Annotated in this window: 28 protein-coding genes; 24 read left to right on the plus strand and 4 right to left on the minus strand. The window is 54.7% G+C overall.

Features of this window, described 5'->3' with window-relative positions; translation table 11 throughout:
• The first annotated feature begins 29 nt into the window (after positions 1-29).
• The 6 genes from BA6348_RS08205 to BA6348_RS08225 all read left to right on the plus strand — a co-directional run bounded on the left by BA6348_RS08205 (position 30) and on the right by BA6348_RS08225 (position 4,270).
• Entirely contained in the window at positions 30-686 is a 657-nt protein-coding gene (locus tag BA6348_RS08205; protein WP_005827424.1) for an ABC transporter permease, read from the plus strand.
• Positions 687-703: 17 nt separating this feature from the next.
• Positions 704-1,303 carry a GDSL-type esterase/lipase family protein gene (locus BA6348_RS08210; RefSeq protein ID WP_122952987.1) on the plus strand — a complete coding sequence of 200 codons (600 nt, stop codon included), beginning with the start codon at positions 704-706 and terminating at the stop codon, positions 1,301-1,303.
• Complete coding sequence (locus BA6348_RS08215) at positions 1,300-2,394, plus strand: tartrate dehydrogenase (protein ID WP_005827421.1); 1,095 nt, start codon at positions 1,300-1,302, stop codon at positions 2,392-2,394. Before BA6348_RS08210 ends, BA6348_RS08215 begins: the two co-directional genes overlap by 4 nt.
• 60 nt (positions 2,395-2,454) lie before the next feature.
• On the plus strand, positions 2,455-2,958 hold the full coding sequence (locus BA6348_RS08220) for a DUF2179 domain-containing protein (RefSeq protein ID WP_005827420.1): 504 nt from the start codon (positions 2,455-2,457) through the stop codon (positions 2,956-2,958).
• An 82-nt stretch (positions 2,959-3,040) separates the two neighbouring features.
• A complete protein-coding gene (locus BA6348_RS26560) occupies positions 3,041-3,178 on the plus strand; it encodes a hypothetical protein (RefSeq protein ID WP_155808718.1) in 138 nt (45 codons plus the stop codon).
• A 321-nt stretch (positions 3,179-3,499) separates the two neighbouring features.
• Positions 3,500-4,270: a 3-hydroxyacyl-CoA dehydrogenase gene (locus tag BA6348_RS08225; protein ID WP_026558155.1), complete on the plus strand. Its 771-nt coding sequence runs from the start codon at positions 3,500-3,502 to the stop codon at positions 4,268-4,270.
• Positions 4,271-4,303: 33 nt separating this feature from the next.
• Here the strand turns inward: BA6348_RS08225 and BA6348_RS08230 are convergent, their stop codons facing one another.
• Positions 4,304-5,107, minus strand: coding sequence for a helix-turn-helix transcriptional regulator (locus tag BA6348_RS08230; RefSeq protein ID WP_242507494.1), 804 nt, complete (start codon positions 5,105-5,107; stop codon positions 4,304-4,306).
• 197 nt (positions 5,108-5,304) lie between these two features.
• Between BA6348_RS08230 and BA6348_RS08235 the strand changes: the two genes are divergently transcribed.
• A complete protein-coding gene (locus BA6348_RS08235; RefSeq protein ID WP_122952985.1) occupies positions 5,305-6,363 on the plus strand; it encodes a CapA family protein in 1,059 nt (352 codons plus the stop codon).
• Positions 6,364-6,445: 82 nt separating this feature from the next.
• Here the strand turns inward: BA6348_RS08235 and BA6348_RS08240 are convergent, their stop codons facing one another.
• Positions 6,446-6,862, minus strand: a complete 417-nt coding sequence (locus BA6348_RS08240; protein ID WP_005827413.1) for a GNAT family N-acetyltransferase — start codon at positions 6,860-6,862, stop codon at positions 6,446-6,448.
• Between the two features lie 124 nt (positions 6,863-6,986).
• Here BA6348_RS08240 and BA6348_RS08245 point away from each other — a divergent pair, with 124 nt between their 5' ends.
• Positions 6,987-8,372, plus strand: a complete 1,386-nt coding sequence (locus BA6348_RS08245) for an aminotransferase-like domain-containing protein (protein ID WP_005827411.1) — start codon at positions 6,987-6,989, stop codon at positions 8,370-8,372.
• A gap of 261 nt (positions 8,373-8,633) precedes the next feature.
• Here BA6348_RS08245 and BA6348_RS08250 read toward each other — a convergent pair whose 3' ends face one another.
• Positions 8,634-9,779, minus strand: coding sequence for an IS4 family transposase (locus BA6348_RS08250; RefSeq protein ID WP_005837477.1), 1,146 nt, complete (start codon positions 9,777-9,779; stop codon positions 8,634-8,636).
• Positions 9,780-10,052: 273 nt separating this feature from the next.
• On the opposite strand from BA6348_RS08250, the gene BA6348_RS08255 reads away from it, so the two are divergent.
• The 11 genes from BA6348_RS08255 (at position 10,053) to BA6348_RS08305 (ending at position 20,882) form a co-directional block, all read left to right on the plus strand.
• Positions 10,053-10,388 carry a helix-turn-helix domain-containing protein gene (locus tag BA6348_RS08255; protein ID WP_025847541.1) on the plus strand — a complete coding sequence of 112 codons (336 nt, stop codon included), beginning with the start codon at positions 10,053-10,055 and terminating at the stop codon, positions 10,386-10,388.
• Positions 10,389-10,624: 236 nt separating this feature from the next.
• Positions 10,625-11,581 (plus strand): ABC transporter permease, encoded by a 957-nt coding sequence (locus tag BA6348_RS08260; protein WP_005827406.1) that lies wholly within the window; start codon positions 10,625-10,627, stop codon positions 11,579-11,581.
• 13 nt (positions 11,582-11,594) lie between these two features.
• Positions 11,595-12,527: an oligopeptide ABC transporter permease gene (opp4C, locus tag BA6348_RS08265; RefSeq protein WP_122953316.1), complete on the plus strand. Its 933-nt coding sequence runs from the start codon at positions 11,595-11,597 to the stop codon at positions 12,525-12,527.
• A 7-nt stretch (positions 12,528-12,534) separates the two neighbouring features.
• Positions 12,535-13,521 (plus strand): ABC transporter ATP-binding protein, encoded by a 987-nt coding sequence (locus BA6348_RS08270; protein ID WP_005827402.1) that lies wholly within the window; start codon positions 12,535-12,537, stop codon positions 13,519-13,521.
• Complete coding sequence (locus BA6348_RS08275; protein ID WP_122953317.1) at positions 13,511-14,476, plus strand: ABC transporter ATP-binding protein; 966 nt, start codon at positions 13,511-13,513, stop codon at positions 14,474-14,476. The genes BA6348_RS08270 and BA6348_RS08275 overlap by 11 nt, the downstream gene beginning before the upstream one ends.
• A gap of 390 nt (positions 14,477-14,866) precedes the next feature.
• Positions 14,867-15,061 (plus strand): YezD family protein, encoded by a 195-nt coding sequence (locus BA6348_RS08280; RefSeq protein ID WP_005827399.1) that lies wholly within the window; start codon positions 14,867-14,869, stop codon positions 15,059-15,061.
• 71 nt (positions 15,062-15,132) lie between these two features.
• A complete protein-coding gene (locus BA6348_RS08285; protein WP_007786731.1) occupies positions 15,133-15,414 on the plus strand; it encodes a DUF2325 domain-containing protein in 282 nt (93 codons plus the stop codon).
• A 284-nt stretch (positions 15,415-15,698) separates the two neighbouring features.
• Complete coding sequence (locus tag BA6348_RS08290) at positions 15,699-17,339, plus strand: peptide ABC transporter substrate-binding protein (protein WP_039970410.1); 1,641 nt, start codon at positions 15,699-15,701, stop codon at positions 17,337-17,339.
• A gap of 73 nt (positions 17,340-17,412) precedes the next feature.
• Positions 17,413-18,303 carry a serine hydrolase gene (locus tag BA6348_RS08295; protein WP_005827393.1) on the plus strand — a complete coding sequence of 297 codons (891 nt, stop codon included), beginning with the start codon at positions 17,413-17,415 and terminating at the stop codon, positions 18,301-18,303.
• On the plus strand, positions 18,303-19,466 hold the full coding sequence (locus BA6348_RS08300; protein ID WP_025847556.1) for a serine hydrolase: 1,164 nt from the start codon (positions 18,303-18,305) through the stop codon (positions 19,464-19,466). The genes BA6348_RS08295 and BA6348_RS08300 overlap by 1 nt, the downstream gene beginning before the upstream one ends.
• A gap of 213 nt (positions 19,467-19,679) precedes the next feature.
• On the plus strand, positions 19,680-20,882 hold the full coding sequence (locus BA6348_RS08305) for a sensor histidine kinase (RefSeq protein WP_007786723.1): 1,203 nt from the start codon (positions 19,680-19,682) through the stop codon (positions 20,880-20,882).
• Positions 20,883-20,977: 95 nt separating this feature from the next.
• Here the strand turns inward: BA6348_RS08305 and BA6348_RS08310 are convergent, their stop codons facing one another.
• On the minus strand, positions 20,978-22,162 hold the full coding sequence (locus tag BA6348_RS08310; protein ID WP_005827388.1) for a NupC/NupG family nucleoside CNT transporter: 1,185 nt from the start codon (positions 22,160-22,162) through the stop codon (positions 20,978-20,980).
• A 272-nt stretch (positions 22,163-22,434) separates the two neighbouring features.
• Here BA6348_RS08310 and BA6348_RS08315 point away from each other — a divergent pair, with 272 nt between their 5' ends.
• The 5 genes from BA6348_RS08315 to BA6348_RS08335 all read left to right on the plus strand — a co-directional run bounded on the left by BA6348_RS08315 (position 22,435) and on the right by BA6348_RS08335 (position 26,045).
• Positions 22,435-23,193 carry a TrmB family transcriptional regulator gene (locus BA6348_RS08315; protein ID WP_005827386.1) on the plus strand — a complete coding sequence of 253 codons (759 nt, stop codon included), beginning with the start codon at positions 22,435-22,437 and terminating at the stop codon, positions 23,191-23,193.
• Between the two features lie 275 nt (positions 23,194-23,468).
• Complete coding sequence (locus BA6348_RS08320) at positions 23,469-23,930, plus strand: RidA family protein (protein ID WP_122953318.1); 462 nt, start codon at positions 23,469-23,471, stop codon at positions 23,928-23,930.
• A gap of 34 nt (positions 23,931-23,964) precedes the next feature.
• Positions 23,965-24,618: a helix-turn-helix transcriptional regulator gene (locus BA6348_RS08325; RefSeq protein WP_122953319.1), complete on the plus strand. Its 654-nt coding sequence runs from the start codon at positions 23,965-23,967 to the stop codon at positions 24,616-24,618.
• 6 nt (positions 24,619-24,624) lie between these two features.
• Positions 24,625-25,152: a dipeptidase gene (locus BA6348_RS08330; protein ID WP_025847564.1), complete on the plus strand. Its 528-nt coding sequence runs from the start codon at positions 24,625-24,627 to the stop codon at positions 25,150-25,152.
• Between the two features lie 473 nt (positions 25,153-25,625).
• Positions 25,626-26,045, plus strand: coding sequence for a hypothetical protein (locus tag BA6348_RS08335; RefSeq protein ID WP_026558163.1), 420 nt, complete (start codon positions 25,626-25,628; stop codon positions 26,043-26,045).
• The last annotated feature ends 182 nt before the right edge of the window (positions 26,046-26,227 follow it).

Below are 26,227 nucleotides of genomic sequence, written 5' to 3' on the forward strand. Positions count from 1 at the left end.
ACCTTTTGCCAGAAAAGGAGGCAGATTCGATGGACAGCATCCTCGACATAATCGGCGTCATGAACAAATATTCGGAGCAAATCCTGGAGCTGACGGGGGAACATCTGTTCATGAGCATCAGCGCCATCGTCATTGCGATTGCACTCGGCCTTCCCCTGGCGATCCTGATGACGAAAAACCGGACGCTGGCCGTGGCGATCCAGACGACGATCAACATTATCCAGACCATTCCGTCCATTTCCATGCTGTTGATTATCATGATTTTCCTCGGCCTGGGCTATGACACGGCCATCGTCGCCCTGGCGCTGTACTCGATGCTGCCGATCATCGCCAACACGTACGCGGGACTGACTGGCGTGGACAAAAACATGATCGAGGCGGGAACAGGCATGGGCATGACGTCCGGCCAGCTCTTGCGCATGGTCATGATCCCGCTGGCGATGCCGATTATTTTGGCGGGAGTGCGGGTAGCGGCCGTTGTAGCGATCGGGGCGGCCACGATGGCGACGTTTGTCGGCGCGGGCGGTCTGGGCGAAATGATCTTGCGCGGCATCTCCACGACTGACGATCAAAAAATTTTGGCCGGGGCCATACCAGCCGCGCTGCTCGTCATCCTCGTCGACTTGCTGCTCGGGCTTGTCGAGAAAAAATCGAGCTTCCGCCTGCGCGCAGCGAAAAACAAATAGGAAGGGGCGAGCAAACGATGAGAAAACTGGTGTGCATCGGCGACAGCTTTACGGAAGGGCTGGGCGTGCCGAAAACGGCGGCCTGGCCCGCGCTCCTGCAGCGCGAACTGGGGGTGGAGGTCATCAACAAAGGCATTTCGGGGGACACGACAGGGGGAATGCTCGGCCGGTTCACCCACGATGTCGTTTGGCAAAACCCTTCGCATGCGCTCATCATCGGCGGCGGCAACGATTTGTGGTGGGATGTCAGCGAAAATGCGCTGCTCGCCAATATGTACGCCATGGTCAAGCAAGCGCTGCACCACGGCATCGTGCCGATCATGGGCGCGTCCGGCTCCGGCTTCGACCCGGGCCAGGTAGACGGCGAGCAGGTCTGGGAGCCTGTAGCCGGCTATGGCACGCTGTTGCGGCGCGGCAAGGAATACGCGGCGGCGCTGGAAGAGATGGCGAAAAAAAGCGGCCTGTTGTTCCTGAGCTTTCAGGGCATTTTCCACGACGAGCGGGGCGAGGTCGACCAGACGTACTTTGCGGGCATAGACGGACTGCATCCAAATCAAGCGGGGCATGCGAAAATCGCCGGAGCGGCCGCTTCGTTTTTACGGGAAGTGATCGTATGAAAAAAACGTGGCAGATCGCAGTGATTGCAGGAGACGGCATCGGGCCGGAGGTGCTTCGGGAAGGGATCAAGGTGCTGGACACGGCGGCGCGGCTCGACGGCAGCTTCGAGCTGCAATTTCACGATTTTCCATGGGGCTGCGAGTACTACGCCAAACACGGCAAGATGATGGACGAGGACGGAATGGAGCAGCTCCGCAAGTTTGACGCGATCTACCTGGGGGCTGTCGGCTATCCGGGAGTGCCGGACCACATTTCGCTGTGGGATTTGCTTTTGCGCATTCGCAAAGGGTTCGAGCAGTACGTCAACATCCGCCCGATCAAGCTGCTGCGCGGCGCTCCTTGCCCGCTCGCTGGCGTGCCGCGAGAGGCGGTCGACATGCTGTTCATTCGCGAAAACAGCGAAGGCGAATACGCGGGGGCAGGAGAGTGGCTGTTTCGCGGAAAGCCGGAGGAAGTGGTGCTGCAGACAGGCGTGTTCTCGCGCAAAGGGACGGAGCGGATTATCCGCTACGCGTTTGCGACGGCCCGCGAACTGGGCAAGTCGCTGACAAGTATCAGCAAAGGCAACGCGCTCAACTACTCGATGGTTTTCTGGGACGAGGTGTTTGCAGAAGTCGCCAAGGAATACCCCGATGTGCCGACGCATTCGTATTTGGTCGATGCGGCGAGCATGTTCATGATAAAAGAGCCGCAGCGGTTCGAGGTCGTCGTCACTTCCAACCTGTTTGGCGACATTTTGACCGATCTGGGCGCGGCGATTGCCGGAGGGCTGGGCCTGGCGGCGGGGGCCAACATCAACCCCGAGCGCACGTATCCGTCGATGTTCGAGCCGATTCACGGGTCTGCCCCGGACATCGCGGGAAAAGGCATCGCCAACCCGCTGGCGGCAATCTGGTCGGCGAGCCAGATGCTTGAATTTTTCGGCTACAAGCACCTCGCTGAGCTGGTGCTGCAAGGGATCGAGGAGACGCTGGTGGAACACGAGGTGCTCACGCCGGACATGGGCGGGACGTCCGCGACCGCAGAGGTGGGGGACGAGGTCGCAGGCAAAATCATCCGCCTGTTTCAGCAGAGTGGACATATAGTCTGAACCGATGGGAGGCTCCGCCGCTTGGATGGCGGAGCCGACTTTTTGAGGAGAGGGTGTCGCATGATTTATGTGACGATTGCGTTGATCCAGATTATTTACGTCGCGCTCAATTCCCTGCGGGTCGTGCTGATGATAAAAGGCCGAAACTATGCGGCCGCGAGCTTGTGCACGGTCGAGATTTTTGTCTATTTGTCCGGGTTGTCGATCGTTTTGAACTACATGGATTCGTTCTGGGGGATTTTCACGTACTGCCTGTCGTATGGAGTGGGGACGTTGCTCGGCATGTACATCGAACAAAAAATCGCCCTCGGCTACATGACGCTGCAAGTGATTACGGCCAATGAAGCGGAGCTGACCAGCGTGCTCAAGGAAAAGGGCTACGGCGTGACCAAGTGGCACGGCTCCGGCCTGTACGGGACGCGGATGATTTTTCTCATTTTGGCCAAGCGCAAAAATTACCTGGATGCGATCAAAACGATCCAGCAAATCGATCCCGGCGCCTTTATCATCTCCTCGGAGCCGAAGACGTTTGTCGGCGGGTTTACGCCGGGGAAGCTAAACTGAAAGCACGCCTGTTCCAAGCCTGCCTGCGCCAAGCCCGCGCATAAAAAGGTGCCGTGCAGCATCAGGGGAGCGCGGCCTCTTTTTGCTGTCTGCCCTGGGTGGTGCGGCAGCTTGTGACGACCCGGCTTGCGGAATCGCGTTTTTGCCCGTGCAGGCGTTAGGCTGGTTGGCCCGGGTGTTTGTGAAGGCAGTTGCCATTTTCTTTGCCGTCTGCTCATAAAATACTATCTGATAGACGAATTGCCAGCTTTTGGTTTGGGGCGACTGAGTGGCAAGGTTGCGGTCGGAGAAAAAAGGCGGCTCTGGCAGCGGAGCAAAGCCGGATTGCCGAGGCGAACCAGTGCCAAGCGGTCAGAGTTGTCCAATCGCCGGACACAGTTGTCTCGTCACTGTCCGCTGTCCGCTGCGCGGATGTGCCCGGACCGCGACATGGACAGCAGTGTTTTAGACAAAGCGGGAGCTGATAACGCTTTTGCGGGCTGGTGCAAAACTTGCATAGGTAATGTTGCGAATGCCGATTTGAAGGAAGGGAGAGAATGGCGTGGAAATTCGGGATGTGGTTGCCATGGTAACGGGTGGAGCTTCCGGATTGGGGGAAGCCACAGTAAGGAATGTGGTTGAGCACGGAGGAAAAGTAGCCATTCTTGATCTGGACCTCGAACGGGGGTACGCCCTCGCCAGCGAGCTGGGACGTGAGCAAGCCCTGTTTGTACAGACGGATGTGACGAGCGAGGCGAGCGTGCGGGAGGCGATTGACCGCGCAGCGGGAGCTTTTGGCACCATTCATGCTGCGATCAATTGCGCGGGCACGGTCCTGGGGCAAAAGACGCTTTCCAGAAACGGCCCGCATTCGTTGGAGGCATTTGCCAAAGTCATCCAGCTCAATCTGATCGGCACGTTCAATGTCGTGCGCCTGGCGGTCGAGCAGATGGCAGGCAATGAGCCAGCCAGCACGGGCGAGCGCGGCATCATCATCAATACGGCTTCTGTCGCCGCTTTTGACGGGCAGGTGGGGCAGGTGGCCTACAGCGCCTCCAAAGGCGGAATCGTCGGCATGACATTGCCATTGGCACGTGACCTGGCGCCGTACGGGATTCGGGTGATGACGATCGCTCCTGGCTTGTTCGATACGCCGATGTTTGACAAGCTGCCGCGCTCTGTAAAAGACGCGCTGGGAGCGACCGTTCCTTTTCCATCGCGCCTAGGTCAACCCGGCGAATACGCCAGGCTGGTGAACAGCATCATCACCAACCCGATGTTAAACGGAGAGACGATTCGGCTGGACGGGGCGATTCGGATGCAGCCGAAGTGAGCGAAGGGGGAAGCAAGCGGGCAAGCTTTTGTTTCAGCTTTGCGGTTTGACGCGGCTGGGCGCTTCCGTTTCCAACAGCGACCGTTCCTGCGCCTTGAGCAGCGCCTGCGTGCGGTTGGCGACGCCGAGCTTGCCGTAGATTCCGTGCAGGTACACTTTTACCGTCCCGCCCGTATTGCCCAGCGTTTCGGCAATTTCCTTATTGGTAGCTCCCTTGCCGAGCATGGACAAAATGATCCGCTCCTTGCCTGTCAACGGCTCTGCAAGCGGCGCGGAGCGATTGTCTTTGATGGTTGCGCCCGTTTGCGGAAAGAGGGCGAGCAGGCGGGCGACGTAAGCGGGAGATACGGCAGGAGCAAACGGCTCTGTCCGGGCTTTTTCCCGCTGCTGATAGGCGAGCAGCAAGCTGTGCATGGCCGGTCCTTCGTCGAGAAAGCTGCGCACGTACAAATTCCGCTCTCCGATTGTGAGCGCCTCGTGCAAGCATGCCAGGGCCTGCGGCTTGTTGCCTTGCTGCCATTCGGCCAGCGCCTGCACCACGTATTTGTTAATCAGCAAGTCGCCCCAGCCGTGCGTCTCCAGGATGCGGGAAAACTGCTTGCCGACCAGCTCTGTCTCATCGGACATCATCCCTTTCAAGCCGAAGCGCGTCTTTCGGATAAAAGGCTCTGTCGCGTTGTAGTTCAGATGGTAGAACAGCGGGTTTTGGGGCAGCTCGTCCTGCAATTGGGCAGCGCTTGCCACCCAGCTTGCAAAATCGCCGTTTGCGAACACGAGGTTGGCCCGGACAAAAAACAGGCCGCTGGCAAATTGCTCGCGTTCCGCGGAGGCTGGCATGTTTGACAAGTCTTTATCCTCTTTCTTGCAGCGCAAAAGTATCCTTCTATTATACTAGCAGACATGCGCCGTTCGACACGGGAAAAACGCGGCGTCAAAATAGGGCGAGAAATTCCTTTCCCCGCCGGACACGCTTCAACAAGCTTTTCGCAGCGCGCCTTCTACAATGAAAGGTAAAAAAAGGACGTGCGCGGCGAATGCAGATTATTCGATGGAAAAGGGCGGCCATGGTAGCGGTCGCAGCGGCTTTGCTGGCTGCTGCGAGCGCAAGCCCGGCTTTCGTCCAGGCGACAGAGGCGGGCGAGCGGCAAATAGCAGCAGAGGAAATCCGCATCGCGTTTGTGGGAGACATCATTTTGGATAAAAGCGTAGGGGTACAGATCGCGCGGCACGGGGTTGACTACCCGTTTCAAAAAACAGCGGATTTTTTGCGGCAGGCCGATCTGGCTATCGGCAACCTGGAAACGCCTGTCAGCACACGCGGCAAGCCGGAGAAAAAGGAGTTTACGTATCGCGCCAAGCCGGAAGCGTTGCAGGGGCTTAAAACTGCCGGAATCGACGTGGTCAATCTGGCGAACAACCACACGCTGGATTACGGTGTGGATGCCCTGCTCGATACGTTTGCCCATTTGCAAAAGCAGCAAATCGGCTACGTGGGCGCAGGCAAAAACGAAGCGGAAGCGTTTGCGCCGTACGTACAGACGATCAAAGGCAAACGCGTTGCGGTGATCGGGCTTGGCCGCGTGCTGCCCAATCAGCGCTGGTACGCGGGCAAAAACAGGCCAGGGCTTGCGCACGCCTACGCCTATGAGCCGATGCTCTCCTATGTGCAGCAGGCGGTGGCGCAGTCAGATATCACGATTGCGGTCATGCACTGGAATCTGGAGTACAAGGACACGCCCGAGCCGTATGCCCGCGAGCTGGCGAAAAAGCTGATCGACCACGGCGTGGATGCGGTAGTCGGCTCGCATAGCCATTCGGTCATGGGCGTCGAGTTTTACAAAAATGCGCCGATCTACTACAGCGTAGGCAATTTTGTGTTCACGACCTCGCACAATCCGAAAGGCCGTGAAGCCATCATGGCGGAGCTGACATTTGCCGCAAGCGGCACGAGGACGCGGGTCATCCCGGTCAAGATTGCAAACGGACAGCCAGCCCCGATGGACAGCCAAAACAGGCAGCGGATGGTGGACAAGCTGAACCGGATTTCCTACGGGGCAACGGTCGCAGCGGACGGCGAAGTGAAAAAGAAGTAGGGAGGCTTTTGGAGAAGCCTCCCTTTTTGCATGGCTTTGGCTGGTCGCTCAGGCGTGCCCGACGGACAACGGACAACGCCGCTCACACAGACTCTGCCTGCCTGCGCATCATCTCTCTGCGCACGAAGCCGTACTGCTCGTACAGTCCATGCGCATCCCGCGTACCCAGCGTCATGTTCGTATGACGAATGGCCGGATGGTGGATGACGATCTCCATCATCCACTTGCCAAGCCCTTTTCCCCGATGCGCCGGATCGACGAAGACATCGCACACCCAGGAAAAAGTCGCGTAGTCCGTCACGACCCTGACGAATCCAGCCTGTCCGTTCTCGTGGTGCAATCCGAAGCAGAGCGACTGCTGGATGCTTTTGCGCACGATCTCGCACGGACGCTCGCTGGCCCAATAGGTGGTAGCCAGCCACGCACAAATTTTGTCCTCGTCGAGCAAAGCCTTGTCATCGCTCATCGTATAAGGCCATTCGCCGTGCTTCCACTCCATCTGTACCCCTCCCGCTTTCCTGTTTACTGCCTGACTTACGATTTACTATACTGTAAGGAACAAAAAGAGAGCTACGCACAAAAAGCGCATCTGTACCCACACAGAGCGGAGAACGGGGGACAGGATGGAGACAAAATACGAAGCGGTCAAGCAAGAGATCAAGGAGCGACTGGCGGCGGGCAACATACGGCCGGGCGAGAAGCTGCCTTCGATCCGCACAGCCTCTGCGCTGTGGAATTGCAGCATCAACACGGCGATCCGGGCCTATCAGGAGCTGGAAAAAGAGCACTTGATCTACTCCGTGCCAAAAAGCGGCTATTACGCAGTGCTTCGCTCGCAGGAAAGCGCGCGCCGGATGGAGGAGCACATTGATTTTTCAGCGGCGTGTCCCGATCCGGAGGTCATGCCGTACAAAGACTTCCAGCATTGCCTCAACCGCGCCATCGAGCTGTACCGGGAGCAGCTTTTCACCTATTGCGATCCGCAAGGCTTTTCCTCTTTGCGCCGCGAATTGGAGAAGCATCTCGCCCATTCGCAAGTATTCGCGCATCCGTCCCGAATCTGCGTAGTTTCGGGCGCGCAGCAAGCTTTGCACCTGCTTGCGTCGATGCCTTTTCCCAACGGAAAAAGCGCGGTTCTGGTCGAGCAGCCCACTTTTCACGGCATGCTTCGTTCGCTGCGGCTGCTGGGCGTAACGGCGCTCGGAATCGCGCGGACTGCGGCAGGCATCGACCTGGACGAGCTGGAGCGACATTTTCGCAACAATCCGATCAAGTTTTTTTATACTGTGCCGCGCTATCACAATCCGCTCGGGACAAGCTATGCGGCAGAGGAGAAAAAGCAAATCGCCAGGTTGGCGGAGCGCTACGGGGTATTTGTCGTCGAGGACGACTACCTGGCTGACATGGAGACGAAGGCGAAGGCCGACCCGATCTACAGCTACGATTCAGCGGGACAGGTTATCTACGTCAAAAGCTTTTCCAAAATCATGCTGCCGGGACTGCGACTGGCTGCGGTCGTGTTGCCGCCGTCGCTTCTGGAGACGTTTCGCCTGTTCAAAGCATCGGCTGATTCCAGCACGTCGGTCCTGTCCCAAGCTGCTCTGGAACTGTATCTGAACTGCGGCATGTACGACCGTCATGCGGCGATGGTTAGGGAGCGCTATCAGGCGCGGATGGAAGCGCTGGATGCAGCTTGCCGCCGCCATCTGGACAAGGGGCTGGGCTTTCGGTATGTCGCGGCGCACGGGGGAATTTTTACGACCATCGTCCTGCCGGAAGGAATCGCAGCCCCCGACATGATCGCGGCCTTGCAGCAGCGCCATGTACGGGTGTTCTCCACGGAGCAAAACTACTTGCCGAGCTTTGCTAGCGACAACGGGCTGCGCCTCAGCATCATTCAGACGGATGCCGCCGAGATCGACAGAGGAATGGCGCTCATGGCCGAGGTCGCCGGCGCGCTTGCGCAAAAACGGGAAATGGACAGGCGGCGAGTCATCGACTGGCGATGAATAGGAGCTGCTGCCAATGAATTGAATTATCAAAATATTTACCGTTGACTCGACTGTTCGGAAAAATTTAATATATATAAATTGAAAACTATGTTTTGTATCACTAGCGTTGCATAAAAAATGCGTTCGTAATTTGTCAAAGTATTCTGAATGACATTTTCAGCTACACAACCAAAAACGGCAGCAACCAAGCAAAAGGTAGCCACTGTCCATTTGGTAGTTTTATACATTTATTACAATCGTGATAACAGCAACCAATACCTAATTCCTTTTCTGTCGCCCTCTGGATGTTCGTTTGGACTGGTAATTCATTCTACCTATCCATTGTTCGAACGTTTGCCAAAGAAACACTTTTAGCCATCTCCTGATCTGCAACAAGCTGTGCTGACTGTTTTGTTCCAGTTTGACAAGGAGCAACAGGCAGTAGGCAATGAGTGCGAGTAATACTTGGTTTCGTACCGCATTTTCACTCGTTCCATAGAAGTTCTTGATCTTTACATGCTGCTTTATCCACTTGAAAAACAGCTCAATTTGCCAACGCCAACGATAGATGTCGCTGAGTTCTTCTGCTTCCAGGTCGAACCGATTCGTAATGATTCGAATGAGATTTCCCTTCGAATCAAGCGTTTCAATGAGTCGCAGCACGTTATCTACCCGCTTTTGAGGCGTTCCAAGAAGGATCATGGAATCCGATAAAACGGAGCTTTCCAAGGGGATTTTGAATTCATAAAGATGACGGATTTCGGCGTTATCTTTTAGACGAGAAGCGAAAAAGATGCCTTTGTCCGTGTATTCATCAAATTTTTCATAATCCACATACCCTCGATCAAAGACGTACATCATACCGATCTCATCAATCAACGATTCCATTTGAGTGCGGTCATTGGACTTGGCACCCGTGATGGTTATTTTTTCAGGATACACATCCCCCTGGTCGGCAAAGACGAGACGAAGATGAAGTTTGATGCCAGCCTTGGTTTTACGGAAAGTTGCCCATTTGTACTTCTGCAAACACAGCCCAATCGTTGTAGAATCAATGATTTTCATGTCTTTTCGAAGGGAATACGTGTTGCCCGAGTGTCTCTGAATTTGCCCTACAAGGTCAACAAATATTTCTTCAAGCAAAGCTGGATCTACTCGATTGTTTTTGCGACTAAGCTGAGCGGGACTAATCGACGACAGTCCTAACTCTCGCTGGAATTTCTTTGATAAAACATCATCTGCAATGGCTCGGAGTCCTTCTCGTTGCTGAAGTTGAGCATGCAAAAACAGGAGTAGATATGCTTTGGTCGTTAACTTTTTCACGTACTTGTCCTGATCCGTTTCGTCTATCCGTTGTTGAAATTTCACAATATTAATGGGTGAAATGTATTTACCAAATGAAGAAAATAGGGTATTCTTGTCCATGGTCTATCCTTTGCGTTGGATTTGGACAGGAACTACCTGACCTTTCCAGTGTAAAGGATTTTTTTATGCCTGAGAACACTTGAACGCTGAAAGTTATGATGATTTTGAATGGTATGAAAAGATTAATGCAACGCTAGTGGTTTTGTATATAAAACAAAAAACGATTTAAACCAGAAAAATCAGGAGAATGATATTATCCCCTTTAGGTAGACGGTGAAAAAAGACCAAGTTAACGAGCTTGGATGATACACTGATACTTGGAGGGGATTTTCTTTGGCTAAAAAGGGGCAGTCATTTGTGAAGTATTCAGAGGAGACAAAACAAAGAGCCGTTGATTTATATGAAAAGGGTGGACGAAGTTATCAAGCTGTGGCGGATGCTCTGGGAATACGCAGTTCTAGTCAGGTAAAGAGCTGGGTAAAGAAATGCCGCAACCACGAAACACTGCAGGATCAGCGGGGCAAACAAGCAGCTTCCCATCCTTTTATTGGACGGCCCCGCACCAGGTTTTCCAGCGTGGAGGAAGAACGGGATTATTTGAAAGCGCAGGTCGCGTTTCTAAAAAAGCGCAATCCCAATCTATTCGGGGAGGGATCATTCCGAAAATAAATCGCTTTGACATCCTTTCTTCGTTAAAGGACATGTACCCCATTACTTGGTTGGTGGAGATCGCCCAAGTATCGCGGGCAGGTTATTACAGATTTTCCGAAAGAGAAAGCCCGCTACGGTGCGATAGCACCCCCTTTAGGGGCGGGATGAGAGTGAGTAGCGAATGGCTGCACCCGTGAGTTGTGCCCGGCCCTGGGGCTGGGCATTCTTCTTTTCCACCCGAAAGGAGGCAAACGATGACCGCCTATTTCCTGAAAAGACTGTTGTACATGGCGCTGAGCCTCTTCGGCGCATCCGTTCTGATCTTTCTTTTGTACGCCATGACGCCCGGCGACTTCGTCGATACGAACCCGAAGCTGACGGCGGAGCGCAAGCTGGAGCTGAAGGCGATGTACGGACTGGATAAGCCTGTCGGGGAGCGGTATGTCATCTGGATGAAAAACGCTTTGCGCGGCGACTTCGGCTACTCCCTGCAATACCAGCAGCCGGTGATGTCGCTTTTGAACGACTACATCTGGAACTCGTTTTTGCTCGCCATCACCTCTACGTTTTTCACCTGGCTCATCGCCATTTCCATCGGGGTGCTGTCTGCGGCAAAGCAGCATTCGTGGTTCGATGCGCTCGTGACGATCGGGGTGTTTGCCGCGATGTCGCTGCCTGTCTTTTTCGTCGGCTTGCTGTTCATCAAATTGTTCGCGGTCGATGCCAAGCTGTTTCCTGCGGGCGGGATGATGCAGATCGGCAGCAAGGAGACGGGGCTTGCTTACGCATGGGACGTCATTCGCCACATGTTTTTGCCTGTGGCTGTCCTGACGCTGTTGAGCGTAGGGGCGCTGACCCGCTATTTCCGTACGAACATGCTCGAGGTCATCCAGCAAGACTTCGTGCGCACAGCCAGGGCCAAAGGGCTGAAAGAAAAAGTCGTCCTGCACAAGCACGCCCTGCGCAATGCGCTTTTGCCAGCGATTACGCTGCTCGGCTTTGAGCTGCCGGCGCTTTTTGGCGGCGCGATCATCACGGAAAAAATTTTCAACTGGCCCGGTGTCGGACAGTTGTACATGCAGGCGTTTTCGGTGCGGGACTACCCGCTGTTGATGGGCTTCACGATGTTTTTGGCGATTCTCACCGTCGTGGGCAACCTGTCCGCCGATCTGCTGTACAGAGTGGCTGACCCGCGCGTCCGGCTGAAGTGAGGGAGGAAACGAGATGGCGACAGTAGCGAGGGAAGCAGCGGAGCTGGCGAGAGACGGGCGGACTGCCTCCCGCCGATCCTCCTTGTGGCGCGAGGCGTTTTCGCGGCTGAAAAAGAAGCGTTTGGCGATGGGCGGACTCGTGTTTTTGCTGGTGATGGCCGCAGTTTGTTTGATCGGGCCGTTTTTTTCGCCCTACGCCAGCGGCAGCGTGAACACGGAGAGCATCAACAAGCCGCCAAGCCTCGCGCATTGGCTCGGGACGGACAATTTGGGGCGGGACATTTTGACGCGGATGATGCAGGCGGGTCGCATCTCGCTGACGGTCGGGATCGCCTCGATGGTGCTGTCCGTCACGATCGGGACGGTGCTCGGGGCGCTCGCAGGCTTTTACCGTGGTTGGGTCGACCAGTTGATTATGCGGCTGGCGGATGTGTTGATGACCATTCCCGGCTTGCCGCTGCTTTTCATCATGGGCGCGGTGCTCTCCGAGTGGAAAATCCCGACTGATTACCGCATCTACATCGTGATGGTCATGCTCAGCCTGATCGGCTGGCCGGGCTTGGCGCGGCTGGTGCGCAGCCAGATGCTGACGCTGCGCGAGAGCGAGTTCATGCAGGCGGCAGAGGTGCTCGGCCTGCGGGATCGGCGCAAGCTGTTTCACCATTTGCTGCCCAATCTGATGCCGCTGCTCATCGTCGTGGCGACCTTGAACGTCGGGGGAGCGATCCTGAGCGAATCGGTGCTCTCCTATTTCGGGCTGGGCGTCGTCCCGCCGACACCGACGTGGGGCAACATGATGGACGCGGCGAACTCCCTGATTGATTTTCAAAAGCGGCCGTGGCTGTGGGTACCGCCGGGCGTCGCCATTTTTGCCACCGTGATTTCGATCAATTTGCTCGGGGACGGACTGCGAGACGCACTGGACCCGAAGCAGAAGGGCAGGTGAGCCGGACGTGAACAAGCTGGTGGACATTCGCAAGCTGAGTACGCATTTCAAGTCGGAGCTGGGCGTGGTCAAGGCGGTAGACGGCCTCGACTTGCGCGTGCAGCCTGGCGAGACGGTGTGCATCGTCGGCGAGTCGGGCTGCGGCAAGAGCGCTGCGGCCATGTCGCTGATGGGGCTGATCTCGGAGGCGGCGGGAAAAATCGTCGGCGGAGAAGTGTGGTTCGCGGGCCGCGACTTGCGCAAGGTGAGCAAGGAGGAACTGCGCAAACTGCGCGGCAACGAACTGGCGATGATTTTTCAGGAGCCGATGTCGTCGCTCAATCCGGTGTTGACGATCGGCGAGCAAATCATGGAGCCGCTGATCGAGCACAAGCGGCTGCGCAAAAAAGAAGCGCTGGCAAAAGCGATCGAGCTGATCGAGCTGGTCGGCATTCCCCGCGCCAGGGAGATCGCCAAAGCGTACCCGCACGAGCTGAGCGGCGGGATGCTGCAACGGATCATGATCGCGATTGCGATTTCCTGCCATCCGCGCCTGTTGATTGCCGACGAGCCGACGACCGCGCTCGATGTGACGATCCAGGCGCAAATTCTCGATCTCTTGCGCAAGATCAAGCAAGAGTCAGGCACGGCGATCCTGCTGATTACGCACGATCTGGGTGTGGTCGCAGAAATGGCCGATCACGTGGTGGTCATGTACGCCGGAAAAGTGGTCGAGGAAGCTCCCGTCGAAGCGCTGTTCGAATCGCCGCTGCACCCGTACACGCAAGGCTTGCTTCGCTCGAAGCCCGTGCTGAACCAGCGGCAGGCCAAGCTGTACTCGATCCCCGGCCAGGTGCCGCATCCGGCGACGCTCGGCGAGTCCTGCTACTTCCACGACCGCTGCGCGCATTGCCTGGACAAGTGCCGGGTGCAACATCCGCCGCTGCGCGAGCTGGGCGACGGGAGGAAGGTAGCCTGCTGGCTGCACGAGGAGGAATTTGGCTATGACCGGTAATCTGGTGGAAGTGCATCGGCTGAAAAAATATTACCCGATCACAGGCGGGCTGTTGGGGCGGACGGTCGGCCACGTCAAGGCAGTGGACGACGTCAGCTTTTCGATCAAAAAAGGCGAGACGTTCGGGCTGGTCGGCGAGTCCGGCAGTGGAAAAAGCACGACCGGGCGCACGATTTTGCGGCTGCTGGAAAAGACGGCAGGCGAGGTGCGCTTTCAAGGAATCGACGTGCACGCCCTGTCCAAAGCGGAACTGCGCGCCCTGCGCCCGCGCATGCAGTTTATTTTCCAGGACCCGTACAGCTCGCTCAATCCGCGCATTCGCATCGGGGAGGCGCTGGGCGAGGCGCTTCTGGACCACGGGCTTGCCGCGCCCGCCGAGGCGAGAGAGCGGGTGCTTGCCGTCATGGAGCTGTGCGGGCTTGCGCCTTATCACATCGACCGCTACCCGCATGAGTTTTCCGGCGGTCAGCGCCAGCGGATCGGGATTGCGCGCGCGATCATCCTCAACCCGGATTTCATCGTGGCAGACGAGCCGGTTTCAGCCCTGGACGTGTCGATTCAGGCGCAAATTATTAATCTGTTTGCGGAGTTGCAGGAGCAGCAGCAGTTGACGTATTTGTTCATTTCCCACGACTTGAGCGTCGTCGAGCATTTGTGCTCGCGGATTGGCGTCATGTACCTCGGCTCATTGGTGGAGCTGTCCTCCCGCGACGAGCTGTTTGCCGAGCCGCTTCATCCGTACACGAAGGCGCTCTTGTCGTCCGTTCCGCTACCGATTCCGCGGCACAAGCGCGAGCGGATCGTTTTGCAGGGAGACATGCCAAGCCCTGCCAATCCGCCCGCAGGCTGCAAGTTCCACACGCGCTGCCCGTACGCGATGGAGCTGTGCAGCGAGCAGGCCCCGGCTTTTCGCGAAGTAAGCCGGGACAGATTCGTCGCCTGCCATCTGGTCTAGCTGCTGCGAAAAAGGGAGAGTAGAGGCATTGACCGAGAGAGAAAGTATATGATAAACTCGTTATAAATCAAAGTAAGTATATCGGTTTTTGTTAAATAGCTGATCGGACTACCGAAGGCTCCCGTGCAGACAACCAGCATGTCTTGTTCATCGGGAGTCTTTCTGCTATCAACCGGAAAAGAGGTGAAGTACCAAAGCAACCGCACAGCGTGGAAATGCAATGGACATACATGAACGCCAGCGATACCGGATTTGCGCAGCCTCTCGAAGCCCCGTGCTCTCATTGACAAAAAAGGGGACCGAGGGGTATCATTAGGAAACAAAACATACTAAATAGGTAGGAATAATATACATTGATTTTTTTCGCCAAAAACAGGGAGGAGTGACCATATGGCAAAGAAAGAGAATGCCCTGGATGAACGGTTGTGGGAGAGAATCGCGCGTGCGTTGGACAGCTTGGAATACGGCTCCATTCACATCGTGGTTCACGACTCGCAGGTGGTCCAGATCGAGCGGACCGAAAAATACAGGCTCCCTGCTGAAAAGGCGGAGACGAAGTACAATCAGGCACGAACAGGCAGATAGCAAGCGGAGCAAACAGGCCCAGCGCACGACAGATTGATACTGACGGGAGAATAGAGAGGAGGAGCTTTGTTATGGCAGGCGTTCTTGTAGTAGGTGGAGATCGGGTAGGGGAAATCGAGAGCTTGTTGCAGGATAAAGGGTTTCGCAATGTGTATCACGTTTCCGGACGAAAAAAATCGGACGTAAAGGCGACGATTCCTGCCGATACGGAGCTGGTTCTCGTCTTTATCAACTTCGTCAGCCACAGTCTCAGCAAAAACATCAAGAAGCTGGCGAAGCAAAAGCACGTCCCGATCGTCTTTTGCAGACGGTCGTGTGACGCGGTTTCCATGCACCAGCCAGCGATCAGCTAACCCCTGTCTACCGGACAATTCCATATTCGCGCGTGAATAGAAGTATTCAAGACTGAATACTTCTTTTTTGCGTAATCGGAAAACGAAAAAATGGGCAGCCTGATCGTGTGGGCCGCGTTTTTTCCCAGGGAAGACAGGCGGAAATTTTTGCCGGAACTGCCCAAAGCAAAAAGTATTCAGCGTTGAATACGCGAAGGGAACAGCGCCCGCAAAAACGATCTGGCACAAAATTTGCAGAATATTTATGCATCAACCGTTCGCCGAACCAAAAAATGGGGGTAAGCATGAAAAAACCAGTTGTCATCACAAGTCTCTTGGTTTTGCTATCCGGATTGTTTGCAGGCTGCAGCAACAGTGCGCCCACGAATCAGGCAGCGCCAGACTCGCAAGGGCAGCCGTCATCCGAAGCGGCTTCGCCTGCACCGGCAGCCAGCCAGATTTTGCGCATGAACGCCTCCGAGCCGGAAACATTGGACTCCGGCATGTCCAACGACGTCATTTCCGGCGCGTTTATCCGCTCTTTGTACGACTCGCTCGTGCGGCTGGACAAGGATGGCAAGCCGGTCAATTCCGTAGCCTCGGACATTTCCATATCGGACGATAAAAAGGTGTACACGTTTACGCTGCGCGACAGCAAATGGAGCAACGGCGACCCTGTGACGGCCAACGAATTCGCTTTTGCCTGGATGCGCGTGCTCGATCCGAAAACAGCGAGCGGCTCCGCCTACAAATACTACCCGATCAAAAATGCCCGCGCCTTTTTCGAAGGCAAGGCGCAGGCAGCAGATGTCGGCATCAAGGTGATCGACGCCAAGACTTTGCAGGTCACGCTGGAAAATCCGACCCCGTACTTCCTGACGCTCGCCACCTTCTACTATCCGGTCAACCAAAAAGTGGTCGAGTCCAACCCCGACTGGGCGAGAAAGCCGGAAACGATCGTGACAAACGGCCCGTTCAAGCTGGTGAACTGGGAGCATAAAAACAAGATCGAGCTGGCGAAAAACGACCAGTATTGGGACAAAGACGTCGTGAAGCTGGACGAAATCGAGTTTTCCATGATTGAAGATACGAATACCGAGCTGGAGCTGTTCAACAGCGGCGAACTGGACTGGGCAGGCGGGCCGATCAGCAGTTTGCCAGCGGATGCAATCGGGCCGCTGCGCGACGAAGGCAAGCTCAAGACGATGGAGCGCGCGACCAACTACTACTTGCTGTTCCAGACGGAAAAGCCGCCGTTTACGAATGCGAAAATTCGCAAGGCGTTTGCCTACGCGATCAACCGCAAGGACATCGCGGACAACATCGGGCAGGCTGGACAGACGCCGCTGATGGGCTTCGTGCCGCGCTCCGCCTCCCTGAAGCCGGATGGATTTTTCAAGGATAATGACACCGAGACGGCGAAACAGTTACTGGCAGAAGGCATGAAAGAACTGAACATCGCGACACTGCCGGAGATCACCTACCTGTACAACACTTCCGACCTCAACAAGAAAATTGCCGAAGCGCTGCAAGCCCAGTGGAAGCAGGTGCTGGGAGTAGACGTCAAGCTCGTCAACAAAGAGCTCAAAGTCATGTTCGACGATCAGGAGCACGGCAAGTACATGATTTCGCGCACGGGCTGGACAGGCGATTACAACGACCCCGTCAACTTCCTGGAGCTTTTGATGGAAAAGTACAGCGCAAACAACTCGACCTTCTGGCACAGCGAGCGCTATGTGGAGCTGGTAAAGCAGGCGTACGCCGAGCCGGATGAGGCCAAGCGCAACCAGCATTTGCTTGCGGCCGAAAGCATTCTGATGGACGAGATGCCGGTCACAGGGGTGTACAGCAGCGTCAACTCCTGGGTGCAAAACGACAAGGTCAAAGGCATCACCGTGGACCCGCTGGGCTATATCGACTTCAAGTGGGGCTACAAAGAACAATAGCGCATGACAGAAATGGCCGACACCCGTGATACATGTGTGTTGGCCGTTTCCATAAAAAGGAGGAGACTTTCCTATGGCATGGCAGAAGGCATTGGAAAAAGCGCTCGCGGACGCGCCAGGCGTGTTCGGGGTCGCAGCGGAGCATCTGGAAACGGGGGAGTCGGCCGGACAGCTCGACGATCAGCTTTTTCAACTGGCGAGCGCATTCAAAATTCCGATCATGGTCACCTTGATGCGCGAGGTGGAGGCAGGGCGCGTCCGGCTCGACCAGCGGGTGGTGACGCAAAAAGACACGCGCGTCCCCGGTTCAGGCATTTTGCAGGAGCTGGATGCGGGCGCGGCCTTGACCGTCAAGGACTTGGCGACGCTGATGACGATTGTCAGCGACAACTACGCGACCGATCTTATCATCGAGCTTGTCGGCGGCATCGACAAGGTCGAGGCGCACATGCACGAGCTGGGGCTGAAGCAGATTCATTTGCGGCATACGTGCTGGCAACTGCTCAACCGCTGTGTCGGCATGAACGAGCCAGCGCCGTCCCCGGCAGGCTATGACGAATACGAGCGCCGGGAGGAAACCGGCGAGTACGAAATCGTCCACGACGTTTCGCTGCCGACTTTAGACAACAACGTAGCGACGCCGCGCGACCTGAACCGTCTGCTCATGCTGATCGCGCGAAAAGAAATTTTGACGCAAGCCTCCTGTGAGCTGATGCTGGACATTTTGCGCCGCCAGCAGTTCAACAGCCGCCTGCCTTACTTGCTGCCGGAAGGAACGAAGGTCGCGCACAAGACCGGGACGGTCAACGCCGTGGTCAACGACGCAGGACTGATTTATTTGCCTGATGGAAAAGGAACGATTGCGATTACCGTACTGTCGCGGGGCGTGACCGACAAGCAGGCCGCAGAGCTGGCCATCGCCCGCGCAGCCAGAGCGATTTACGACGAGGCGGTGGGGAACTGATGCAGGTGACGACATGGACGAAATCGTTTGAAGAGTATGCCGAGCAGCTTTTGGCCGAGGCCAACGCGCCAGGAGCGGCGATTGGGGTCGCGCGGGGAGGAAAGCTGCTGTACCAGAAGACATTCGGCTACCGCGACAGGGAAAACGGGCTGCCCCTCTCGGCCGACACGGTGTTTGGCATCGCCTCGATCACCAAGTCTTTTACGTGCGTCGCCATCATGCAGTTGCAGGAGGCTGGCAAGCTGTCTGTCCACGATCCGGTCGTCAAGTATTTGCCGGAGTTTCGCGCCGGGGATGAAGAGCTGACGAAGCGGATAACGATTCATCACTTCATGACGCATACGCCGGGAATGGCGCCGCTGCCTTTTTTGGACAAAGCGATGAAGCGCAGTATGGAGCAAGACCCGGCGATTGCGGGGACGGAAGCGGAGGAAGAGCTGAAAAAGCTGCCGTACCTGGACACGTATGAAGAGGTCCTGCAGGCGATCGCGGCGTTTGACGCCAAGCCGCTCGGCGAGCCGGGAGAAGTGTTCAGCTACAACAACGACGCCTACGGCTTGCTCGGGGCGATCATCGAGCGGGTGAGCGGGCAGACGTATGAACAGTACGTGACCGAGCACATTTTGCAGCCGCTCGGGATGCAGCGGACCGTGTTTGACGTGGAGGCGCTTGCGGACAAGGACGACGTCACGATTTTGTACACGAACAAAAAACTCGACGGCGAAAATCAGGTGATTGCCGCCCCGCACTGGCACGATGCCCCCGCCATGCGCGCCGCCGGCTTTCTCAAATCAACCGTGAACGATCTGTTGGCTTACCTGGAAGTATTCCGCACGAACGGAGAGGGCGTCGCTCCGGTGTACACATACGCGCCGTATGAGCTGGCAGACGAGCAACTGTCCGAATACGCAGGCCGCTATGAATCGAACGAATGGCTGAATACCGTGATTGCAAAGCGGGATGGGCAGTTGTATTTGGAAGTGGACGGCCTCGTTTATCCGCTATTGCCTGTAGCAAAAGACAGCTTTATTTTTAGACGGAGAGATTCCATCGTCTGGATCGACTTTTTCCGGGATCGGGAAGGCGAGGTCGCGAGGATGAGCTACGCCTTGCGTCAATTGACGAAAGCTTCTGTAAACAACGGCTCGTCGGAGCAGCAATAGCTTGTCATAAAGAAGGATGCGTAAGCTATTTCGCTGCGTATCCTTTTTTTGCCGGAAAAAAGCAAACGCTTCGCCTGGCTGCGGCAAACGGACGTTGTCGTGCAAAAAGAGAACCGGCGTATCATTTTTTATTTATGTGTGAGAAGGAACCAGTCACAGTCTAGCGAATTGTCCTTTGGTTGGGAAAATATGGGGAAGGGCAAGAGGGAAACAATGAGTGACGAAGAGTGGATTTCGGTCAGGGACAGATGGCTGTCGCCGTTGCTGGTCGCTGCGGAGGAAATCGTGGAGCTGCACATGCAAGACATGCTTTCATTTGGAGAGCCGATTTCCCGTTACTATCGCAAATATCAGCAACAGCAGCGGATAGGGGTTCACGGCTTGCTGACAGAAGCGGTGCAGCAGCTATTTGCAGAAGAGGGCGAGTACACGGTATATTTGCAGGCGCTGCCCAGGAAGTCGTACAAGTGGGGGGAGAGGTGGGCGAAGGAAGAAATCCCGAAGGAAGTGCTGCTCGAAGCGATGCACAACCTGCGCCACCATGCGTATGAGGGCATACGGCGAGCCTGCACGGAGGCACTGGCCAGAGAGGAACTGTTGTCGCGCCTGCACGATGTGCTAAGCGTGCGCTATCACCACACGATGCGCGGATACTTGGCGAGCAAAGATCAGAAGATCAGCCATTTGCACCAGCAAAAAATGGGGGTCATCGGGCAGATGGCCGCAGGCATGGCGCATGAGATACGCAATCCGTTGACGGCGATTCGCGGATTTTTGCAGTTGATGCGAAAAAGTCTGGAACTGGAGGCTCCCTCTCCGGCAGACAGGGAGCGCTTTGCCAAGTACATTCAAATTTGCCAGCACGAGGTGCAAACCTTGGACAAGCTGGTCACGAGCTTTTTGATTTTGGCCCGCAAAAATGAAGCGGCGAACAGCCGCAACGAAATCGTCGAGCTGCACCCGCTGCTGGAGAGGGTGCATGAGCTGACGATGCATTCTCTCATCGAAAAAGATGTGCACTTGTCTTTTCATTATTCACCTGAGCAAGTCCGGGTCTGGGCGATTCCATCCCACGTGGAGCAAATTTGCCTCAACCTGATGCAAAACGCGATCGACGCAGTGGACACAAACGGAATCGTCCGGATTCACACCCGTTTTTTTGCCTCCGAATCAACGGTCAGCGTGACGATTGAGGACAACGGCTGCGGTATTTCCGAGCAGCGCAAGAAGCATTTGTTTGAGCCGTTTTATACGACGAAGGAAAAGGGGACGGGCATCGGCCTCTCCGTCTGCAAAAAGCTGGTCGAGGAAATGGGCGGGCAGATCGAGATTTACTCGACAGAAGGGCAAGGGACAAGGGTCGAGTTGCGCTTGAGCGCCGTCGTCCCGGCTGAGCCAGCTTGCCTTGCCAGATGAAGCTGGCAAGCTCAATCCGCAGAAGCTGCGAACGCAAAAAAACAGGCATGGCTGTGAGCTGCATGCCTGTTTTTTGCGTGGAAGCCAGCCGCCGATCACAGAAAGACGCCGATGATCGTGGCGGACAAGACAGAGGCGAGCGTGGAGCCGAGCAGCAGCTTCAAGCCGAATTTCGCCACGAGATCGCCCTGCTTTTCATTCAGCGCGCGCACAGAGCCTGTAATGATGCCGATGGAGCCGAAGTTGGCAAAGCTGACGAGGAAGACCGAGACGATGCCGACCGTTTTCGCCGACAGGCTGCTCGCGATTTCCTTGAAGTCGAGCATCGCGACAAATTCGTTCGTGACGATTTTCGTCGCCATGATGCTGCCAGCCGTAACGATCTCCGCCTGGGGAATGCCCATCAAAAAGGCGACAGGAGCGAAAATGTACCCGAGCACGTCCTGGAACGAAATGCGGAAGATCAGCAAAAACAGCTCGTTGACCAGATTCATCAGGGCGATGAAGCCGATCAACATCGCGCCGACGATCACGGCGATTTTCAGCCCGTCCACGATGCTCTCGCTAATCATCTGGAAAAAGGCAGGCCTCTCTACTTCTGCCTCAGGCTCGATCAAGTCTTCTTCCGCCGTCAGCTCGTACGGGTTGATGATGTTGGCGACGATCAGCGCCGACAGGATGTTCACGACGATGGCGACGACCACGTATTTTGGCTCCAGCATGGTCATGTAGGCGCCGACGATGGCAATGCTCACAGCGCTCATGGCAGAGGTGCACAGCGTATAGAGACGCTTGCTGGAGACGAGCCCGAGCTGCTTTTTCGTCGTCAGAAACACTTCCGATTGCCCGAGAAAAGCAGAGGAGACCGCGATGTAGTTTTCCAGCCGGCCCATTCCGTTCAGCTTGCTCAGCACGAAGCCGGTGAAGCGAATGAGCAGCGGCAAGATTTTAAAATGGTTCAAAATCCCGATCAGCACGGAGATGAAAATAATCGGCAGCAGCACATCGAGAAAGAAGGTGGACGTGCCGTTGTTTTCCAGCCCGCCAAACACGAAGTCCACTCCGCTGATCCCGAGCTTCATCAGTGTATCGAAGCCTTTGGAAATAAACAAAATCAGGTCAATCCCGAGCCCGGTATTGAGCAAAAGAAAGGCCAGCACGAGCTGGGTGGCGATCATGATGAGAATCGGCTTTAGCCTGATCGCTCTGCGATGATGGCTGAGCGCAAAGCCCACGCCGAACACAAACAGTAAACCCGTCAACAAAAAAACGACATTCATTGCTACTTTCTGCCTCCCAATTATGACAAGTATCTCATGCTGCGCGAGGTGCATGTCCCTTCCAGGCCCGTGGAGCCGCTTTCAAAGCGTTTTGAAAGAGAAGTGCAACGATTTTGAATTTTAGTTACTACTCGTGGAGTAACCTAATTTGCAGGCTTTTACCAGCTTACATGGAAGCCAGGCGCCTGTCAATTCGGAGGTTCGTTGGCTTTGTGTCCATCTATGCTTTATCATAGGAAATAAATAACCAGTTGATACGGGCAGGAGGAAGCATGTTACAAAAATTTGGTTTTTCACAGTATGAAAGCAAAGTTTTTGAAGCGCTGGTGTCGAGCGAGGAACCGTTGGACGCGACGAAAATCGTGAAATATTCCGGCGTGCCAAAAGCGAAAATATACGAAGTGCTGTCGCGCATGATCGAAAAAGGCATGGTGCTGGATTCGGTATCGGAAAAGAAAAAGCTCTACAGTGCGCTGCCCTTGCCGCTTGCCATCGAAAAGCTGACGGCAGAGTTCCAGGACAACATCAAGCAGTTGAAAATCCAGTCGCGCAAAAAGTCCTACTCCGAAGATTTGGTTTGGAGCCTGAAGGTCGACACGTCGATTCGCGTACAGAGCAAGCAGATGATTCAGGAAGCGAAAAGCTCCATCCGCATTTCGGCGTGGAAAGACGATCTGGTCGAGTATTTGCCGCTTCTGGAACAGAAAGAAGCGGACGGAGTAGACGTGGAGGTGCTCGTCGTCGGGGCGTTGAAGCCGAATATCGCCAAAGTGCATACGCTGATTCCGGCAGCAGAGCACCACACGCTGGAGCGCTTTCGCCTGCTGATTATCGACGAGCGCGAGGTGATTTTCGCCTGTGAGGAAAACCAGTCGTGGCAAGCGATCAAAACGATGTCCAAGCCGTTTGTCAAAGTTTTCACGGAATTTTTCTACCACGATCTCGCGCTGGCGAAAATCAGCCGGAAGCATTACGATCTGATGATGAATGACGACGAGATCAGAAGCATTTTGATGCAGCTTCGTTATTGAGGCTCCGTTAGGAAGGCGAAGGGAAACCGCTTTTGCAGGTGCAGATGAGTTGCGGGATCGCCAGCAACGCGCCAGAAATGCGCCAGAAATGCGCCAGAAATGCGCCAACAATCCGCCAGACATGCTTGCAAGCGAGCGTGCCTGGCTTTTTTGCTGGATAGATTTTTAAAAAATTAATCGTATTCAAAAATTTGTTGAAAAAGAAGTGCGCAGAATAGTATGGTTAACGTAACGAAAAATATTTCTGACTTTTCATTCATTCGCGGGGTGATGCTATGTCGAAGATCGAAAATCGCTTGCAGCAACTGGGCTATACGCTGCCGCCGCCACCGCCGACGATGGCGAACTACGTCTCGTGCGTGCGGACGGGCAATCTGCTCTACACTTCCGGGGCGGGCTGCTACGTCGATGGCAAGCCGCTCTACCTGGGCAGGCTGGGGGCAGACGTGACGATCGAAGAAGGGTACGAGGCGGCGAAAATTACGACGCTCAATCTGCTTTCGATGCTGAAAGCCGAGCTTGGCGATCTCGACCGGATTGTGCGCATGGTCAAGCTGTTTGCGCTGGTCAGCAGCGCGCCGGATTTTTACGAGCAGCCGCGAGTCATCAACGGCGCTTCCGACCTTTTGATCGAAGTGTTCGGGGAGGCAGGCAAGCATGCGCGGGCGGCAGCCGGAACCTCTGTCCTGCCCTTCAACAATCCGCTTGAGATTGAGCTGATTGTGGAGGTCAGTTGACATCATCTTAGACAAAAGAAGCGAGGCTTTTTTCATGACGAAACCGATTCATCCGATTCTCACCAGCTACATACCGGTCGTGGAAGGGCTGGCGAAAACATTCGGCCAGCATTGCGAAGTGGTGCTGCACAATCTGACGGACGTGTCTTCCTCGATCATTGCGATCCACAACGGCCATGTGAGCGGCAGACAGGTCGGCTCCCCTGTCACCAATCTGGCGCTGCAAGCGCTGCGCACCGCCAAGACGAGCCAGGAGGACTACGACCTCAACTACCGCAACGACACGATCAAAGGCAAGCAGATCAAGTCCAGCTCGATCTATATCAAGGACGAAAACGGACAGGTCATCGGCAGCCTGTGCATCAACATCGACCTGACGCACATTGCGATCGCGCAGTCGGCCTTGAGCGAAATGATGGCGTTTGCCGACAAGGTGGAGGAAGGCCGGACGGCAGAAACGTTCGCGCCAACGGTCACCAGCCTGATGGAGCAAATGATCGACGACTGCCTGAAAAAGACGGGCAAGCCGATCGCTCTCATGCAAAAAGAAGAAAAAATCCAGTTTATCCACCTGCTCGACGAAGTCGGCCTGTTTTTAATCAAAGGGGCCGTCCAGCATGTGGCCGATTTGCTGGGCGTCACGAAGTACACGATCTACAACTATTTGGACAAAAAAGACGGGAGATGAGCGAGCATGGCAGATGCGACTGTGGAGCAGGCGCGGCGTTTTCACGATGGCGTCCATGTGCTGGACGGGCATTTTGACCTTTTGATGGATGTGGAGATTCAACGCGGCTACGGACGGACGAAGCTGATCGAGACGGAGTATTTGCCGCGGTTTCAGCAGGGCGGCGTGCATTCCGTCGTGGCCGCCGTATTCGTCGAAGATGCGTTTGTGCCGGAAATGGCCTTGCGCAAGGCGCTGAACCAGGTGAGCGCCCTGCACGCGGAAGCGGCGGAGTCCGGCGACCAGTTTGTCATCGCAAAATGCGTGCAAGACCTGCTCACAGCCAGACAGGCAGGCAAAGTCTCGTTCATCCTCTCGCTGGAAGGCGCAGAGCCGCTGTACAACGATCTCGGCCTGCTGCGCATTTTTTACGAGCTGGGCGTGCGGATGCTGGGGCTGACGTGGAGCCGCCGCAATTACGCGGGAGACGGCAGCTTTTTCGCTCCGGTGCGCGAAGGGAAAAAGGGCGGCTTTATACAATTTCATCTACAATAATGATATTGAACAAATCACCAGCGTTGCATAAAAATCTCTGGACTAATAAACTGATTTTTCTGTACGTGATTCTGGTTTCAAATGGCGAAAGAACGGAATGACCTACAAGGTAGTTCCGTCCATTTGGCATTTATATAGGGCTTGCTGAACAATGCATAAACGCGAGGAATCGTGAAATAATCAAAGAAAACTGCGGAAAATCTGGATTTATAACCAAGTGCAAGGTTTTTGCAGGAATTCTTTGAAAAACCTTGCACCAGTAAGAATTTCGTTCAATCAAGAGGCACACGAAACGTTCAAAATGGATCGGAAAAACAGTATTTTATACTACTGATATGCCATTCAGACTCTGACTTTGCTGTTTTGGAACCAAATCTGCATATTATTCATGATTTCTTGTATATTTCTCATTCGTTCAGCAAGCCCTAATAGCCAGTGAGAGAGAGCGGGAGGGGTAAAATGACAATAAAAAAATGGATGCCACTAATAGCGACAGGGATACTGATTTTGTGTATTTACCTAACTTTTTTGCTGGGTGTTCTTTAAATGGTGTTTCAACCAACTGGTCAGGGGAAATAAAAGTGACAGCAATTAACCGTAATGTAACAACTGATAATTTGAAGCTTGAATATAGGGTTAAGGAGTTACCTATAAGTTTAAAAAGTATAGAAGTAAATCTATCTGAGGAACTAGGTCTTAATAAAACAATCAAGTATCACAATCCATACCAATACAGTGATACTGTTTATTTAATGACACTTGATGGAGGAGAAATGGATGCTTGGGTTCTTCCTGTTTGGAAACTCCGAAGTAAGCTTTCCAATGCATATGTTACAATCATTTGGGATGACACAAAAGGAATAGAGCATACGGAAACTATTAAACTGAAGTAATCGAAAAGGAAGCTAGGTTTATGAGCTCTGGGGGAAAAGGTTAACTGTATTAAAATTATTCAAATTCTAGGCCCACGTTTATTTTTAAGGCTGTTTTCGTAAACTTTGTGGCTTCTGAAGGAGAAAAATAAACATTGTGATATAATAAAGATATAAAAATAGTAATTGTATAAAGGTTTGAA

This window comes from Brevibacillus agri, from assembly GCF_004117055.1.
Classification (GTDB): Bacteria; Bacillota; Bacilli; order Brevibacillales; family Brevibacillaceae; genus Brevibacillus; species Brevibacillus agri.

Coding starts and splice junctions, on each gene's coding strand:
- BA6348_RS08260 (WP_005827406.1), top strand. CDS start 10,625: ATGACCGCCTATTTCCTGAAAAGACTGTTGTACATGGCGCTGAGCCTC.
- BA6348_RS08330 (WP_025847564.1), top strand. CDS start 24,625: ATGGCAGATGCGACTGTGGAGCAGGCGCGGCGTTTTCACGATGGCGTC.
- BA6348_RS08240 (WP_005827413.1), bottom strand. CDS start 6,862: ATGGAGTGGAAGCACGGCGAATGGCCTTATACGATGAGCGATGACAAG.
- BA6348_RS08335 (WP_026558163.1), top strand. CDS start 25,626: ATGGATGCCACTAATAGCGACAGGGATACTGATTTTGTGTATTTACCT.
- BA6348_RS08275 (WP_122953317.1), top strand. CDS start 13,511: ATGACCGGTAATCTGGTGGAAGTGCATCGGCTGAAAAAATATTACCCG.
- BA6348_RS08285 (WP_007786731.1), top strand. CDS start 15,133: ATGGCAGGCGTTCTTGTAGTAGGTGGAGATCGGGTAGGGGAAATCGAG.
- BA6348_RS08215 (WP_005827421.1), top strand. CDS start 1,300: ATGAAAAAAACGTGGCAGATCGCAGTGATTGCAGGAGACGGCATCGGG.
- BA6348_RS08310 (WP_005827388.1), bottom strand. CDS start 22,162: ATGAATGTCGTTTTTTTGTTGACGGGTTTACTGTTTGTGTTCGGCGTG.
- BA6348_RS08210 (WP_122952987.1), top strand. CDS start 704: ATGAGAAAACTGGTGTGCATCGGCGACAGCTTTACGGAAGGGCTGGGC.
- BA6348_RS08305 (WP_007786723.1), top strand. CDS start 19,680: ATGAGTGACGAAGAGTGGATTTCGGTCAGGGACAGATGGCTGTCGCCG.
- BA6348_RS08205 (WP_005827424.1), top strand. CDS start 30: ATGGACAGCATCCTCGACATAATCGGCGTCATGAACAAATATTCGGAG.
- BA6348_RS08290 (WP_039970410.1), top strand. CDS start 15,699: ATGAAAAAACCAGTTGTCATCACAAGTCTCTTGGTTTTGCTATCCGGA.
- BA6348_RS08300 (WP_025847556.1), top strand. CDS start 18,303: ATGCAGGTGACGACATGGACGAAATCGTTTGAAGAGTATGCCGAGCAG.
- BA6348_RS08325 (WP_122953319.1), top strand. CDS start 23,965: ATGACGAAACCGATTCATCCGATTCTCACCAGCTACATACCGGTCGTG.
- BA6348_RS08315 (WP_005827386.1), top strand. CDS start 22,435: ATGTTACAAAAATTTGGTTTTTCACAGTATGAAAGCAAAGTTTTTGAA.
- opp4C (WP_122953316.1), top strand. CDS start 11,595: ATGGCGACAGTAGCGAGGGAAGCAGCGGAGCTGGCGAGAGACGGGCGG.
- BA6348_RS08220 (WP_005827420.1), top strand. CDS start 2,455: ATGATTTATGTGACGATTGCGTTGATCCAGATTATTTACGTCGCGCTC.
- BA6348_RS08295 (WP_005827393.1), top strand. CDS start 17,413: ATGGCATGGCAGAAGGCATTGGAAAAAGCGCTCGCGGACGCGCCAGGC.
- BA6348_RS08235 (WP_122952985.1), top strand. CDS start 5,305: ATGCAGATTATTCGATGGAAAAGGGCGGCCATGGTAGCGGTCGCAGCG.
- BA6348_RS08280 (WP_005827399.1), top strand. CDS start 14,867: ATGGCAAAGAAAGAGAATGCCCTGGATGAACGGTTGTGGGAGAGAATC.
- BA6348_RS08245 (WP_005827411.1), top strand. CDS start 6,987: ATGGAGACAAAATACGAAGCGGTCAAGCAAGAGATCAAGGAGCGACTG.
- BA6348_RS08320 (WP_122953318.1), top strand. CDS start 23,469: ATGTCGAAGATCGAAAATCGCTTGCAGCAACTGGGCTATACGCTGCCG.
- BA6348_RS08230 (WP_242507494.1), bottom strand. CDS start 5,107: ATGCCAGCCTCCGCGGAACGCGAGCAATTTGCCAGCGGCCTGTTTTTT.
- BA6348_RS08250 (WP_005837477.1), bottom strand. CDS start 9,779: ATGGACAAGAATACCCTATTTTCTTCATTTGGTAAATACATTTCACCC.